Here is a 15,073-nt window from a genome sequence, read left to right on the forward strand (position 1 = left end):
GACCGGGCGGGGAGGAGGACCTCCCCGCCCGGTCCGACGTCGGTGCGGACCGTCAGTACCGCTCGAGCTGCGGCGGGGTGGCCGGCGAGCCGGACTTGCCGAGCGTGCCGTCGTAGATCTTCTTCCAGGTGCCGTCGGTGAACGCGGCCTCGATCTGGTCGTTCACGTAGTCACGCATCGCCTTGTCGTCCTTGGGCAGGCCGATTCCGTACTTCTCGGTGCTGAACGGCTGGCCGACGACCTTGAGCTCGTCCGGGTTCTGCGCGGCGTAGCCCTTGAGGATGGCGTCGTCGGTGGTGACCGCGTCGACCTTCTTGTCGAGCAGCTGCGAGACGCACTCCGAGTAGGTCTTGAACTCGACGATGTTCTCGCCCTCGGTCAGGCCCTCGTCGCGGATCTTCTGGATCGGCGTGGAGCCGGTGGCCGAGCAGACCTTCTTGCCCTTGAGCGTGTCCTTGCCGGTGATCGACGACTCGTCCTTGCGGACCAGCAGATCCTGGCCGGCGACGAAGTACGGGCCGGCGAAGGAGACGTCGTTCTTGCGCTTGTCGGTGATCGAGTAGGTGCCGACGTAGTAGTCGATCTCGCCACCCTTGATCGCGGTCTCCCGGTTGGCGGACGCGATCTCCTTGTACTCGATCTTCGCCGGGTCGACGCCGAGCGTGCTGGCGACGTACTGGGCGATCTCGATGTCGAAGCCGCAGCGGTTGCCCTGGGCGTCCTTGTAGCCGAGGTTCGGCTGGTCGAACTTGACGCCGACGACGACCTTGCCGGCCGACTTGATCTTCTCGAAGGCCGGGCTGCCGGCGACGTTGGCGTCCGTCTTGGGGGTGAAGGTCACGCCCGAGCTGCTGCAGCTGTCGCCCTGCGCACCACCGCTGGCGTTGCCGCCGCTGGGGGTCGGGTTTCCCTCCTTGCCACAGGCCGCCGCGGACAGGGCGAGTGAGGCCATCATGGCGACCGCCGCCACGCGCTTGTAACGCATACTCATCTCCTTCTTCGACGGAGTCGACGGGACGACTCCACTACGGGCGCTCAGTGAGTGAGGATCTTGGAGAGGAAGTCCTTGGCCCGCTCGCTGCGCGGGTTCGCGAAGAACTCGGCCGGCGGCGCGTCCTCGACCAGCTTGCCGTCGGCCATGAAGATGACCCGGTTGGCCGCATGCCGGGCGAAGCCCATCTCGTGGGTCACCACGACCATGGTCATGCCCTCGCCGGCCAGCGAGGTCATCACGTCCAGCACCTCGCCGACCATCTCCGGGTCCAGCGCGCTGGTCGGCTCGTCGAACAGCATCGCCTTGGGCTGCATGGCCAGCGCACGAGCGATCGCCGCCCGCTGCTGCTGACCGCCGGAGAGCTGCGCCGGGTACTTGTCCGCCTGGTTGGCGATGCCGACGCGGTCCAGCAGGGCCAGGCCGCGCTCACGGGCCGCTGCCGGCTTCTCCTTGCGGACCTTGACCGGCCCCAGCGTCACGTTCTCCAGGATGGTCTTGTGCGCGAAGAGGTTGAACGACTGGAACACCATGCCGACCTCGCTGCGCAGCTTGGCCAGGGGCTTGCCCTCGGCCGGCAGCGGCTGCCCGTCGAACGTGATGGTGCCGTTGTCGATGGGTTCCAGCCGGTTGATGGTGCGGCACAGCGTCGACTTGCCGGAGCCGGACGGGCCGATCACCACGACCACCTCGCCCCGGCCGACGGACAGGGACACGTCGTCGAGCACGTGCAGCGGCCCGAACCACTTGTTGACCCCGTCGAGCACGATCAGCGGGTCGCCCGTCGTCACGTCGTCCACCGTCCCTGTCGTCCATGGCGGAATCCGGGAGTCGGTCGACCCTCGGTTGGGCAACTGTAGGCGGGGTGATGTGGCAGAACGCAACCCAGATGGTCACGGAGCGGTAACACCGGTCGTCGGCGTGCCGGCCCGTCCGAATTTCGTCACCCACCGGGTGGCCGGGTGGCGGCTTCGCCGCAGGCCGGAGATCATGAGGGGATGACCGACGCGATCCGGCTGACCGACTACGCCCGCGGTGGCGGTTGCGCCTGCAAGATCCCGCCCGGCGAGCTGGAGGCGATGGTCGCCGGGCTCGGTGCGACCGGCGGCTCCGCCGATCTGCTGGTCGGTCTGGAGAACGGCGACGACGCCGCGGTGGTCCGGCTGGACGAGCGTACGGGCCTGGTGTGCACCGCCGACTTCTTCACCCCGGTGGTCGACGACGCCTACGACTGGGGGCGCATCGCCGCCGCCAACGCGCTCTCCGACGTGTACGCGATGGGCGGCACCCCGCTCGTCGCGCTGAACCTGCTCTGCTGGCCGCGCGGCATCCTGCCGCCGGAGATGGCCCGCGAGGTGCTGCGCGGCGGCCTGGACATGGCCCGTGAGGCGAACTGCCACCTGGCCGGCGGGCACAGCGTGGACGACGACGGCCCGAAGTACGGCCTGGCGGTCACCGGCGTGGTCCGGCCGGAGGAACTGATCACGCTCGACGCGGGGCGGGCCGGGCTGCCGCTGTCGCTGACCAAGCCGCTCGGGGTGGGCGTGCTCAACACCCGGCACAAGCAGACCGGGCAGCGCTTCCCCGAGGCGGTCGAGTCGATGGCCCGGCTCAACCGGGACGCGGCCCGCGCGGCGGTGGCCGCGGGCATCCGCTGCGGCACCGACGTGACCGGCTTCGGCCTGCTCGGGCACGCCTCGAAGCTGGCCCGGGCGAGCCGCCTGACGGTGGCGATCGACGCGGCGGCGGTGCCGTACCTGCCGGGTGCGCGGGAGGCGCTGCGCGACGGGTACGTCAGCGGCGGCACCCGGCGCAACCTGGACTGGGTCAACCCGTGGACCGACTTCGGCGGCGCGGACGAGGGGGAGCGGCTGCTGCTGGCCGACGCGCAGACCTCCGGCGGCCTGCTGGTCGCCGGTGAGGTGCCGGGCGGCACGGTGATCGGCGAGCTGCTGCCGGCTTCGGAGCACCTGATCCGGGTGCGCTGAGTCGCGATTCGCGGCGCGGCTGGGCCGTCGGCGCGGCACCGTACCCGATAAACTGTCATCTTCCAGCTACTCAGGGCAACGTCGCCCGAGGGAATTTTGCCCGGAATGGTCACAGACCGGTAACTTGCGCCCGGTTGACGGCAAACGCAGCCCACCATCGTCATTAAGGCCCGATCCGGAGGCCGGTGGAACGAGCGCAGCGAGGAGGCGGCATGACCGAGCTGTGGAACTGGAGAATCGACGGCGGCGAGCCGGTGGAGGTCTACCCGGCACTGGCCGAGGCGCTCGGCCGGGTGGTGATGCCCATGGCCGTCGCCGACCCGGTGCGGCTCCCCGCGTACGCGGTGGTCTGCGACGTGTGGGAGGCGCCCGGGCTGTACGGCACCGTGGTCGACTGTTATGGCGTGCCCGAGAGCCTGTCCGAGCTGCCCGCGATCGCGGCGCTGGCCCGGCTGCTGGGCCGCAACTGCCTGATGCGCGACGACACGCTCGACGCCGGCCGCCACCTGCTGGTCGCGCCGGACGGCACGATCCGGCCGGTGCACTTCGACGTGGCCGACACCGACGACGGCGAGGTGCTCAGCCATCACCGGCTGTGCACGGTCGCCGACGCCCGATGCCGGGGCTGGTCGCAGTGCCACCGCTCCCGCTGGGCCCCGGACACTGTCGCACCGGCGCTCGCCGCCGCCTGAGCGCGGACGCCGGCCGGCACCCGTGAGGCGGTGCTCGCCGCCGTGTCCCCTCCGGCGGCGAGCGGTGGCGGGCCCGGGCTCAGCCCCGGGCCGCCTGCTGCTGCCCCCGCACCACGAGCTGGTCGAGCAGCGTCGCGGTGGCGGCGGCCACCGCGTCCACCGCGGCGTCGAACGCGGCCGCGTTGTGCGCCGCAGGGGTACGGAATCCGGAGATCTTCCGGACGTACTGCAACGCGGCGGCGCGGATGTCCTCCTCGGTCACCACCGGGACGTACGGCTCACGCAGGGTCTTGATGCTCCGGCACACGGCTCCTCCTCGTTCGATCCGATCGGCTCCACCCGGATACGCTGTCCGGGTCATGACTACCGCAGCCGCGGGCAGCCCGCGCACCTACCAGGTGCGTACGTACGGCTGCCAGATGAACGTGCACGACTCCGAGCGCATCTCCGGCCTCCTCGAGGACGCCGGTTACGTGCGCGCCGCCGAGGCCGACGAGCAGCCCGACGTGGTGGTGTTCAATACCTGTGCGGTCCGGGAGAACGCCGACAACCGCCTCTACGGCAACCTGGGTCATCTGCGCCCCGTGAAGGCGAAGCATCCCGGGATGCAGATCGCGGTCGGCGGCTGCCTGGCCCAGAAGGACCGCGGCGACATCGTCCGTAAGGCGCCCTGGGTGGACGTCGTCTTCGGCACGCACAACATCGGCTCGCTGCCGGCGCTGCTGGACCGGGCGCGGCACAACGCCGCGGCCGAGGTCGAGATCCTGGAGTCGCTGGAGGTCTTCCCCTCCACGCTGCCGACCCGGCGCGAGTCGACGTACGCCGGGTGGGTCTCGATCTCCGTCGGCTGCAACAACACGTGCACGTTCTGCATCGTGCCCTCCCTGCGCGGCAAGGAGAAGGACCGCCGCCCCGGCGACATCCTCTCCGAGGTCCGCGCGCTGGTCGACTCCGGCGTGCTGGAGGTGACGCTGCTCGGGCAGAACGTCAACTCCTACGGCGTCGAGTTCGGCGACCGGTACGCCTTCGGCAAGCTGCTGCGCGCCTGCGGGGACATCGACGGGCTGGAGCGGGTGCGGTTCACCAGCCCGCACCCGAAGGACTTCACCGACGACGTGATCGCCGCGATGGCCGAGACGCCGAACGTCTGCCACTCGCTGCACATGCCGTTGCAGTCCGGCTCGGACGACGTGCTGCGGGCGATGCGCCGGTCGTACCGGTCGGAGCGCTACCTGGGGATCATCGAGAAGGTCCGGGCGGCGATGCCGGACGCGGCGATCACCACCGACATCATCGTCGGCTTCCCCGGCGAGACCGAGGCCGACTTCGCCCGCACGCTCGACGTGGTGCGGGAGGCGCGGTTCTCCTCGGCGTTCACGTTCCAGTACTCCAAGCGCCCCGGCACGCCGGCCGCCACGATGGACGGGCAACTGCCCAAGCAGGTCGTGCAGGAGCGCTACGAACGGCTGATCGCCTGCGTCGAGGAGATCACCTGGGCGGAGAACAAGAAGCTGGTCGGGGAGACCGTCGAGGTCCTGGTGGCAGTCGGCGAGGGCCGCAAGGACGAGCGCACCGGCCGGATGTCCGGACGGGCCCGCGACGGCCGGCTCGTGCACTTCGCCACCGGTGAGCTGGCCGGGCGGATCCGCCCCGGCGACATCGTGCACACAGTCGTCACGTACGCCGCCCCGCACCACCTCAACGCCGACGGCGCGCCGCTGGCGCACCGGCGCACCCGGGCCGGGGACGCGGCCGAGGCGGGACAGGTTCCGCGTACCCCGGGGGTGCTGCTCGGACTGCCGACGATCGGCGCGCCGGCGGCGACAACCGCCCCCATAGGCGGCTGCACCGCCCACTGACCGCATGCAAGGAAGGGCCCCCTTTTAACACCCAGTGTTAAAAGGGGGCCCTTCCTCTACCGGAGACGTTAAGAAGGTGCCCTTCCTTAATCAGCAGGCGGTGCCGTTGAGCTTCACACTGCCCGGCGTCGCGGCGGTGCCGTTGGCGGTGAAGCCGACGGTGACCGACGCGCCCGGCGCCAGCGACGACGCCCAGGCCGGCGCGGCCGCCGTCACTGTGGTGCCGGACTGCGTGACGGTGGCGTTCCAGCCGCTGGCAAGCGTCACCCCGGACGGCCACGCCCAGGTGGCCGACCACGGGTTCACCGCGGCGGTGCCGGTGTTCTTCACGGTCAGTTCGCCCTGGAAGCCGCCCGCCCACGCGTTGACCTGCTTGTAGCTGGCCGTGCAGCCGCCGCTCGGCGCGGGCGAGGACGTGCCGGTGGGCGTCGGCGTGGGGGAGCCGGTGCCGGTCGGCGTCGGGGTCGGGTTGCCGCCCCCGCCGTTCGGCGGGATCAGGTACGGCGTGAGGATGTCCTGCTTCGGCTGGTTGATCGTGGTCCAGTCGTCGTTGGCGATGCCGCCGGTGTCACCGGAGTTCGGGTTCCACGACCAGTACGTGAACGACATGCCGTTCACGCCGGTGCCGGTGTATGCCATCAGGTTCTGCAGCCAGATCTTGTCCTTCGGATCCTGGAGCGTGGTGCCGAACTCGCCCATCATGATCGGCGCGATGTTCTGCTTGTAGAGGTAGCCCCAGTACTTGTCCCAGATGGCCGGCATGTTCGCCGGGTACGACGGGTCGTCGAACCAGGCCTGGCGGTAGACCGACGTGGCGTACTCGTGCGGCGAGTAGACCAGCCGGTTCGCCACGTTCAGCCGCACCGGGAACTGCCCGGCCCTGGACAGGTTGCCGCCCCACCAGCCGCAGTCCTCGTCGTTGCTGGGGTCGTTGTCCCAGACGTTCGACAGGCCGCCGCTCGGGCAGCTCACCCCCTCCACGAAGATCAGCCAGTTCGGCTGCACGCCGAGGATCGCGTTGCCGGCCCGCTCGGCGGCCAGCCGCCAGTCCCGCGCGGTGTCGCCGCAGCCCCAGCAGGCGCCGGTGGCGGCCGGGTTGGTGCCCTCGGCGTGCGGCTCGTTGTGCAGGTCCGCGCCGATCACAGTGGTGTTGCCGGCGTACCGCTGGGCCAGCATCTTCCAGTCGTTGATCCAGGTCGCCTCGGAGACCGTCGAGGTGTACCAGAGCGGCGACTGCCCGGCCGACGTCGGCCGGTGCCGGTCCAGGATGACCCGCATCCCCTTGCTGCCCGCGTAGTCGATGACCCTGTCGAGGATCTGCAGCGGCGAGAGCCCGACCAGGTCCGGGTTGACGAAGTCGTTGATGCCGGTCGCGGTCGCGCCCGCCTTGAGCGCGTCGTTCGAGTACGGGATGCGCAGCGTGTTGTAGCCCAGCCGGGCCATGGTGTCGAGCTGGGAGCGCCACGGGTTGCTCGACCACAGGCCGTGGAACGTCTTGTTGTCGGTCTCCATCCCGAACCAGTTGATGCCGGTCAGCCGGACTGTCGCGCCCGTACTGTCGACGATCTTGTTGCCGCTGGTGTGCAGGTAACCGGTGCCGGTGCCACCGGCCGCCGCGGCGGCCGGTGCGGTGGAGACGGCGGCGGCGACGAGAACGCCTGCTGCTGCGGTGGCGAGCGCCGTCAGGGCGCCGCCGAGGGCGGTGCGTCGGTGCATGAAAGCTCCACTTCGGATGCCCGCGCCGCGCAGGCGCCGCGGGCGGCAGGACCAGGAGGATCGGCCCGCTCCTCGTCGAGTACGCGCGAAAGCGCGCGCCGGGCCGGTCACGTGGACGGCCACCCGCGGAAATGCGCATCGGCGATCGTCGACGGCGCAGTTCAGCCGTCGATGCCCTCGTGCCGGTGCCGGAACCAGGCTCCGCCGCTCATTCTGATCAGCTTGCCTCGATGCGTCAACCCGGCGGCGTGAAGCCGGAGAGCCCCCGGCCGACCAGGCCGGGGGCTCTCCCGATGTGCGTGTCCGCCGGCCTGCCCGGCCGGGGGTGCTGACCTCAGCCGGCCTGCTCGGCGAGCTGGAGGAACTGCCGCTTCGAGGCGAGCGCCTGCTCGGCCTCCTTGATCCGGCGGGCGTCACCAGCGGCCTGGGCCCGCGCCAGCCGGTCCTCGGCCTCGGCGACCTGGGCGCGCATCTGCGCCAGCAGCGGGTTGTCCTCCTTGGAGGTACGCCGCCACGCCGAGTCCATCACCTCGCGGACCTTGTCGTCGACGGCCCGCAGGCGGCGCTCCAGCCCGGCGGCGGCTTCGCGGGGCACCCGGCCGGCCTCGTGCCACTGCGCCTGGATCTCCCGCAGCTTCGCCTGGGCGCCCTTCGGGTCGCCGTCGACGTCCAGCGCCTCGGCCTCGGCCAGCAGCGCCTGCTTGCGCTCCAGGTTGGCGCGCTGCTCGTTGTCGCGCGCCGAGAAGACCTCGCTGCGGCGGGTGAAGAACTCGTCCTGCGCGGCGCGGAACCGTTCCCAGAGCTTCTGCTCGGCCTCCTTGGCGGCGCGCGGCGCGGCCTTCCACTGGGCCATCAGGTCCTTGAGCTGACCGGCGGTGACGCCCCAGTCGGTGGAGTCCTTGAGCTTCTCCGCCTCGGCGACCAGCTCCTCCTTGACCGTCTGCGCCTGCTTGCGCTGCTGGTCGAGGGAGGCGAAGTGGGCACCCCGGCGGCGGGTGAAGCCGTCGCGCGCGGCGGCGAACCGCTTCCACAGCTCACCGTCGGTCTTCTTGTCGACGCCGCGGATGGTCTTCCACTCGTCGAGGATCTCCTTGAGCCGGTCACCGGCGGTCTTCCAGCCGGTCGACTCGGCGGCCAGCTTCTCGGCCTCCTCGACCAGGGTGGTCTTGCGTGCCAGCGCCTCGCCCCGGGCGGCCTCGCGGGCCGCCTTGGCCTCGCCGGCCTTCTCCTCGGCGACGGTGGCCAGCTTGTCCAGGCGGGCGGCAAGGGCGTCGATGTCACCGACGACGTGCGCCTCGGCCAGCGACCCACGGATCCGGCGGATCGTGGTCAGGGAGTGGCCGGCGTCAGCCGCGCCCGAGTTGAGCCGGGCCTCGGTCAGGTCGACCTCGGTCACAAGGTCGGCGTAGCGCCGGGCGAAGTGGGCGAGCCCTTCCTCCGGTGCCCCTGCCTGCCAGGATCCGACCACCCGCTCGCCCTCGGCGGTCTTGACGTAGACGGTGCCGTCCTCGTCGACCCGTCCGAAGGCAGTCCAGTCGCTCATGTGCCCATCCTCGTTCTCCCGGCGCCGAGGGGACAGCCCCCTCGTTCGCCGCCACGGCGCAGCAAACTTTCTCCCGGCATTGTCACAGGTCCGCCCCCGTCCGTGTCGAGCGCCTGTCGCCGACCGTGACCATACGGTGTTGTACGCCCTCGATGACCGGATCGGCGCGGGGACGCACCGGGGGATGCCGATAGGTTTGGGGGCGTGCCCCTGGTCGCCGCCGCCGTCTGCCCTCACCCTCCGTTTATCGTGCCCGAGCTGGCCGGCGCCGCCGCGCCCGAGCTGGACGACCTGCGCGCCGCCACCGACGCCGCTGTCGCCCGGCTGCTCGCCGCCGATCCCGAGGCGATTCTGCTCGTCGGCGGCGGGCCGGAGACCGTCCGGTTCGACGCCGCCGACTCGGGTTCCCTGCGCGGCTTCGGGCTCGACCGGCCGGTGCGGCTGTGGAAGACCTCCTGCTCCGGCGCGGAGCGCCTGCCGCTGAGCCTGACCGTCGGCGCCTGGCTGCTGAACCGCTCCGGCACCGAGCTGCCCCGGCTGGCCCGGTCGGTGGCGCACGACGCCACACCGGCGGAGTGCGCGGCGTTCGGCGCGAGCCTGATCGGCGACGACGATCCGCGGGTCGCGCTGCTCGTGCTCGGCGACGGGTCCGCCTGCCGGGGCGTCAAGGCGCCGGGGTACGACGACCCGCGCGCCGAGGCGTACGACGAGGGGGTCGCCTCGGCCCTGGCCCGCGCGGACACCGACGCCCTGCTCGGCCTGGACCCGGGGCTGTCGGCGGAGCTGAGGGTCGCGGGGCGGGCGCCGTGGCAGGTGCTGGCCGGAGCGGCCCGGGCGGCGGGCGGCGACTGGCGCGGCGACGTCAGCTACCAGGACGCGCCCTACGGCGTTGCCTACCTGGTGGCGAACTGGGAGCGGTCGTGACCGTCGTGGCGGTGGTCGGGCCGACCGCGGCCGGGAAGTCGGCGCTGAGCATCGCGCTGGCGCACGCGCTCGGCGGCGAGGTGGTGAACGCCGACTCGATGCAGCTCTACCGGGGCATGGACGTCGGCACCGCGAAGCTGACGCCGGCCGAGCGGGAGGGCGTGCCGCACCACCTGCTGGACATCTGGCCGGTGACCGAGCCGGCCAGCGTCGCCGAGTACCAGACGCTGGCCCGCGCGGCCGTCGACGACATCCTCGCCCGGGGACGGGTGCCGCTGCTGGTGGGCGGCTCCGGGCTGTACGTGCGGGCGGTGCTGGAACGGTTCGAGTTCCCCGGCACCGACCCGGCGCTGCGGGAGCGGCTGGAGGCGGAACTCGCGGCGGTCGGCCCCGAGCCGCTGCACGCCCGGCTGACCGAGGCCGATCCGGGCGCGGCGGCGAGCATCCTGCCCACGAACGGCCGGCGGATCGTCCGGGCGCTGGAGGTGATCGAGCTGACCGGCGCGCCGTTCACCGCGTCGCTGCCGTCACCCACGCCGTACTACCCGTCGGTGCAGCTCGGCGTCGACCTGGACACCGCCGCGCTGGACGAGCGGATCGCGCTGCGGGTGGACCGGATGTGGGCCGGCGGGCTGGTCGACGAGGTGCGGGCGCTGGTCGGCGAAGGGCTGCCCGAGGGGCGGACGGCGAGCCGGGCGCTCGGCTACCAGCAGGTGCTGCGGTTCCTGGCCGGGGAGCTGACCGAGGCGCAGGCGCACGAGGAGACGGTCCGCGCCACCCGCCGGTTCGTGCGGCGGCAGCGCTCCTGGTTCCGGCGTGACCCGCGCGTGCACTGGCTGGACTCGGCGTCGCCCGCGTTTCTCGACACTGCCCTGCGGGTGGTCGCCGAGCATCGGCCATGATGGGGGCGTGGAGTTCACAAAGGGTCACGGCACCGGCAACGACTTCGTCATCCTGCCCGACCCGGACGGCGCCCTCGACCTGACACCCGGCCTGGTCGCCGCGCTCTGCGACAGGCGGCGCGGCCTCGGCGGCGACGGCGTGCTGCGCGTCGTACGCGCCGCCAAGCACCCGGAGGGCGTCGCGCTCGCCGGTGAGGCCGAGTGGTTCATGGACTACTGGAACTCCGACGGCTCGTTCGCCGAGATGTGCGGCAACGGGGCCCGCGTGTTCGTCCGCTACCTGCTGGACCGTTCGCTGGTCGCCCCGTCGGGCGGGACGCTGCCCATCGCCACCCGCGCCGGCCTGGTGCGGGCCCGCGTCGAGGGCGCTGACGTGTCGGTCGAGATGCGCCGCCCCCGGCTGTACGACACGGCAACCGCCACGCTCGGCGGGCTGACGCTGCCCGGCACCGCCGTGGACGTCGGCAACCCGCACCTGGTGTGCCCGCTGCCCGCCGCGCTGGAGCTGACCGGGCTGGACCTCACCCGCACGCCCGAGGTGGACGCCTCGACGTTCCCGGCCGGGGTGAACGTCGAGTTCACCTCCCCGGGCGAGCCGGTCGCCGGCACCGACGGGCACGTGCTGATGCGGGTCTACGAGCGCGGCTCGGCCGAGACGCTGTCCTGCGGCACCGGCGCGTGCGCGGTGGCGGCGGTGGCGTTGCGCGACGCCGGCCTGGACACCGGCACGATGACAGTGGACGTGCCAGGCGGGCGTCTGACGGTCACCGTGACAGCCGACTCGTGCTGGCTCTCCGGCCCCGCCGTGCTGGTGGCGACAGGCACTCTCACGCCCACAGCCCTGCACCCTTAGCCCCCCGCCCTGCCCCGGCCCGCCCTGCCCCGTCCGGTGCCGCCCGCCCTCCCGCCCCGGTGATGCCCGCCCTCCCGCCCGGTGATCAAGGAGTTTGTGGCGGATTCCGGGGTTCCGGATGACACAAACTCCTTGGTCGAGACCGTGACGAGTGGTGTCCGTAGCACGGCAGGCGCGCCTCGGCCGTTCCATCCCGCCCCGGATCGTCATGATCGACGCCAGTTCGCCGACGTGGTGGTGTCGCCGAGCCGCGGATGCCGCCACTTCGGCGAACTGGCGTTGATCAAGGGCGGTGATGCCGCCACTTCGGGGACGTGGGGTCGGTCAAGCCGCGGCGGGCGGCTTCTGTTCGACGTGCCGCCCTCCGGAGGGGGTTGCTGCTGGCGATCTTGGAAGATTCGGGCCCCTGTGAGGGCCGTTTCCTTCCAGGATCTCGTGCGAATCCACGTGCGCTCCGGCCAGCTCAGGGGATGGCGCTGGCGTTGGCGGCGATCTCGGGGAGGTCGGCCGGTCCCGGGTCGGCCGCCGGGGCCGGCGTCGCGGCCGGGTTCTGGGCGGCGGCCCGCACCGCGGCGGCCACGGCCGGGGCGACCCGGGAGTCGAAGACGCTCGGCACGATCACCGTCGGGTTGATCTTGTCTGCACCGACCACGTCCGCGATGGCTTGCGCGGCGGCGAGCGCCATCTCGTCGGTGAACTCCTCGGCGTGCGCGTCGAGCATGCCGCGGAACACGCCGGGGAAGGCCAGCACGTTGTTGATCTGGTTCGGCTGGTCCGAGCGACCGGTGGCGACCACCGCGGCGTACTTGCGCGCTTCCCGCGGGTCCACCTCCGGGTCCGGGTTGGCCAGCGCGAAGACGATCGCGTCCTTCGCCATCGCGGCGACGTCCTCGCCGGTGAGCAGGTTCGGCGCGCTCACGCCGATGAACACGTCCGCGCCGCGTACCGCCCCGGCCAGGTCACCGGAGTAGTTCTCCTTGTTGGTGTTGTCGGCCAGCCACTGCCAGGCCGGGTTGAGGTCCGGCAGTCCGCGGTGCAGGGCGCCCTGGCGGTCGTACGCGATGATGTCGCCCACGCCCTGGCGCAGCAGCAGCTTCATGATCGCGGTGCCGGCCGCGCCGGCGCCGGAGACCACGACCCGGACGTCCGCGAGCTGCTTGCCCACGACGCGCAGCGCGTTCGTCAGCGCGGCCAGCACGCAGATCGCGGTGCCGTGCTGGTCGTCGTGGAAGACCGGGATGTCCAGCGCCTCGCGCAGCCGGGCCTCGATCTCGAAGCAGCGCGGCGCGGCGATGTCCTCCAGGTTGATCCCGCCGTACGCGGGCGCGATCGCCTTGACGATCGCCACGATCTCGTCGGTGTCCTGCGTGTCCAGCACCACCGGCCAGGCGTCCACCCCGCCGAAGCGCTTGAACAGCGCCGCCTTGCCCTCCATCACCGGCAGCGACGCGGCCGGCCCGAGGTTGCCCAGGCCGAGCACCGCGGTGCCGTCGCTCACCACGGCGACGGTGTTGCGCTTGATGGTGAGCCGGCGCGCGTCGGCCGGGTTCTCCGCGATCGCCATGCAGACCCGGGCCACGCCCGGGGTGTACGCGCGGGACAGCTCGTCCCGGGTGCGCAGCGCGACCTTCGGGGTGACCTCGATCTTGCCGCCGAGGTGCAGCAGGAAGGTGCGGTCGGAGACCTTGCGCACGTCCACGCCGTCGAGCGCGGTGAGCGCGTCGACGACCTGGTCGGCGTGGCCGGCGTCGGCGGTGTCGCAGGTGAGGTCGACGATCACGTGCGCGGGGTCGGAGTCGACCACGTCCAGCGCGGTCACGATGGCCCCGGCCTCGCCGGCGGCGGTGGTGAGGCGGCCGATGGAGGTGGCGTCGGCGGGTACCGCGATCCGGATGGTGATGGAGAATCCGGCACTCGGCAGTCGTGTGTTGGCCACGAGAAACTCCTCCGTCGGCGCTGAGCGGCTCGACTGGCATTTCTACTCGCCCGCCCAGGTCGCCCGGCATCCGCCCCCGCTACCGGTGGGTAGCGTCGCGGGCATAACACACGTGCGTCCGGCGTTGTCACATGTCAGGATTGGTGTCACGCGCCGAAAATGCTCGGCGTTGCACATAACGGACAGGAGACGCAGTTTGCGCGAGCAGGAGACCTTCCACCCCTACACCGACGACGAGTTCGACGCCACCACCGGCGAGTACGAGCTGTCGGAGCGGCAGGCGCTACGGCGGGTCCCCGGCCTCTCCACCGAACTCACAGACGTCACCGAGGTCGAATACCGCCAGCTCCGGCTGGAGCGGGTCGTCCTGGTGGGGGTCTGGACCGAGGGCACCCAGACCGACGCCGACAACAGCCTCACCGAGCTGGCGGCGCTGGCCGAGACGGCCGGCTCGCAGGTGCTCGAAGGGCTGATCCAGCGTCGCCACCGGCCCGACCCGGCCACGTACATCGGCCGGGGCAAGGTCGACGACCTGGGCGCGGTGGTGCTGTCCACCGGCGCCGACACGATCATCTGCGACGGTGAGCTGTCGCCGTCGCAGCTGCGCAACCTGGAGCAGCGCACCAAGGTCAAGGTGGTCGACCGGACCGCCCTGATCCTCGACATCTTCGCCCAGCACGCCAAGAGCAAGGAGGGCAAGGCGCAGGTCGAGCTGGCCCAGCTGGAATACCTGCTGCCGCGCCTGCGCGGCTGGGGCGAGACGCTGTCCCGGCAGACCGGTGGTAGCGGCCGCGGCGGGGGCGCCGGCGGCGGCGTGGGCCTGCGTGGTCCCGGTGAGACCAAGCTGGAGACCGACCGGCGGCGCATCCGCCACCGCATCGCGCGGCTGCGCCGCGAGATCAAGAGCATGGCGACGGTACGCCAGACCAAGCGCGCCCGGCGCACCCGGAACGCGGTGCCCGCGGTGGCCATCGCCGGCTACACCAACGCCGGCAAGTCCAGCCTGCTCAACCGCCTGACCGGTGCGGGTGTGCTGGTGGAGAACGCGCTGTTCGCCACGCTGGACCCGACCACCCGCCGGGCCACCACGTCCGACGGGCGGCTCTACACGCTGTCCGACACGGTCGGGTTCGTCCGGCACCTGCCGCACCAGATCGTCGAGGCGTTCCGCTCGACGCTGGAGGAGGTCGCCGACTCCGACCTGGTCGTGCACGTGGTCGACGGCACGCACCCGGACCCGGAGGAGCAGGTCCGGGCGGTACGCGAGGTGCTCGCCGAGGTGGGCGCCGACCGGCTGCCGGAACTACTGGTGGTGAACAAGACCGACGCCACCGACGAGGAGACGATGCTGCGGCTCAAGCGGCTCTGGCCGGACGCCGTCTTCGTCTCCGCCCATAGCGGGCGCGGGATCGACGAGATGCGTGAGGCCGTCGAGCGGCGGCTGCCCCGGCCGGCCGTCGAGGTGCGCGCGGTGCTCCCGTACGACCGGGGTGACCTGGTCGCCCGGGTGCACCGGCAGGGTGAGGTGCTGAGCACCGCGCACCTGCCCGAGGGCACGCTGCTGCACGTGCGGGTGGGGCAGGCGCTCGCCGCCGAGCTGGTCCCGTTCGCGGGTTGACCGCGTCTCCTGTGGTGCCTCCCAACAGGTGGGAAGGCACCACAGGAGCCT

13 protein-coding genes are annotated in these 15,073 nt (G+C 71.9%); 7 read left to right on the forward strand and 6 right to left on the reverse strand.

Annotated elements, in window-relative coordinates:
• Positions 1 to 52: 52 nt before the first annotated feature.
• Entirely contained in the window at positions 53 to 985 is a 933-nt protein-coding gene (locus tag KSK32_RS20295; protein WP_216932626.1) for a glutamate ABC transporter substrate-binding protein, read from the reverse strand.
• 50 nt (positions 986 to 1,035) lie between these two features.
• Positions 1,036 to 1,791, reverse strand: coding sequence for an amino acid ABC transporter ATP-binding protein (locus KSK32_RS20300; protein ID WP_289256342.1), 756 nt, complete (start codon positions 1,789 to 1,791; stop codon positions 1,036 to 1,038).
• A 198-nt stretch (positions 1,792 to 1,989) separates the two neighbouring features.
• Between KSK32_RS20300 and selD the strand changes: the two genes are divergently transcribed.
• Positions 1,990 to 2,979: a selenide, water dikinase SelD gene (gene selD, locus KSK32_RS20305; protein WP_216932627.1), complete on the forward strand. Its 990-nt coding sequence runs from the start codon at positions 1,990 to 1,992 to the stop codon at positions 2,977 to 2,979.
• Positions 2,980 to 3,191: 212 nt separating this feature from the next.
• Entirely contained in the window at positions 3,192 to 3,671 is a 480-nt protein-coding gene (locus KSK32_RS20310; protein ID WP_216932628.1) for a hypothetical protein, read from the forward strand.
• Positions 3,672 to 3,750: 79 nt separating this feature from the next.
• Here KSK32_RS20310 and KSK32_RS20315 read toward each other — a convergent pair whose 3' ends face one another.
• Entirely contained in the window at positions 3,751 to 3,978 is a 228-nt protein-coding gene (locus KSK32_RS20315; protein WP_018785974.1) for a DUF2277 family protein, read from the reverse strand.
• Between the two features lie 52 nt (positions 3,979 to 4,030).
• Here KSK32_RS20315 and miaB point away from each other — a divergent pair, with 52 nt between their 5' ends.
• Entirely contained in the window at positions 4,031 to 5,530 is a 1,500-nt protein-coding gene (gene miaB / locus KSK32_RS20320) for a tRNA (N6-isopentenyl adenosine(37)-C2)-methylthiotransferase MiaB (protein WP_216932629.1), read from the forward strand.
• Positions 5,531 to 5,620: 90 nt separating this feature from the next.
• Here miaB and KSK32_RS20325 read toward each other — a convergent pair whose 3' ends face one another.
• Both KSK32_RS20325 and KSK32_RS20330 read right to left on the reverse strand, forming a co-directional pair.
• On the reverse strand, positions 5,621 to 7,246 hold the full coding sequence (locus tag KSK32_RS20325; RefSeq protein WP_216932630.1) for a cellulase family glycosylhydrolase: 1,626 nt from the start codon (positions 7,244 to 7,246) through the stop codon (positions 5,621 to 5,623).
• A 334-nt stretch (positions 7,247 to 7,580) separates the two neighbouring features.
• Positions 7,581 to 8,789, reverse strand: coding sequence for a DUF349 domain-containing protein (locus KSK32_RS20330; RefSeq protein ID WP_216932631.1), 1,209 nt, complete (start codon positions 8,787 to 8,789; stop codon positions 7,581 to 7,583).
• Positions 8,790 to 8,993: 204 nt separating this feature from the next.
• Between KSK32_RS20330 and KSK32_RS20335 the strand changes: the two genes are divergently transcribed.
• Genes KSK32_RS20335 through dapF form a run of 3 tightly spaced genes read left to right on the forward strand, consistent with a single transcriptional unit; the run spans position 8,994 to position 11,468 of the window.
• A complete protein-coding gene (locus KSK32_RS20335; protein WP_216932632.1) occupies positions 8,994 to 9,713 on the forward strand; it encodes a class III extradiol dioxygenase subunit B-like domain-containing protein in 720 nt (239 codons plus the stop codon).
• Complete coding sequence (gene miaA, locus KSK32_RS20340; protein WP_374226719.1) at positions 9,596 to 10,615, forward strand: tRNA (adenosine(37)-N6)-dimethylallyltransferase MiaA; 1,020 nt, start codon at positions 9,596 to 9,598, stop codon at positions 10,613 to 10,615. The genes KSK32_RS20335 and miaA overlap by 118 nt, the downstream gene beginning before the upstream one ends.
• Positions 10,616 to 10,622: 7 nt before the next feature.
• On the forward strand, positions 10,623 to 11,468 hold the full coding sequence (dapF, locus tag KSK32_RS20345) for a diaminopimelate epimerase (protein ID WP_216932634.1): 846 nt from the start codon (positions 10,623 to 10,625) through the stop codon (positions 11,466 to 11,468).
• Positions 11,469 to 11,931: 463 nt separating this feature from the next.
• Here dapF and KSK32_RS20350 read toward each other — a convergent pair whose 3' ends face one another.
• Positions 11,932 to 13,404 carry an NAD-dependent malic enzyme gene (locus tag KSK32_RS20350; protein ID WP_216932635.1) on the reverse strand — a complete coding sequence of 491 codons (1,473 nt, stop codon included), beginning with the start codon at positions 13,402 to 13,404 and terminating at the stop codon, positions 11,932 to 11,934.
• 196 nt (positions 13,405 to 13,600) lie between these two features.
• Here KSK32_RS20350 and hflX point away from each other — a divergent pair, with 196 nt between their 5' ends.
• Positions 13,601 to 15,022: a GTPase HflX gene (gene hflX / locus KSK32_RS20355; RefSeq protein WP_216932636.1), complete on the forward strand. Its 1,422-nt coding sequence runs from the start codon at positions 13,601 to 13,603 to the stop codon at positions 15,020 to 15,022.
• Positions 15,023 to 15,073 lie beyond the last annotated feature (51 nt).

The sequence above is a fragment of the Micromonospora sp. WMMB482 genome (assembly GCF_019038635.1).
Lineage (GTDB): Bacteria > Actinomycetota > Actinomycetes > Mycobacteriales > Micromonosporaceae > Micromonospora > Micromonospora marina.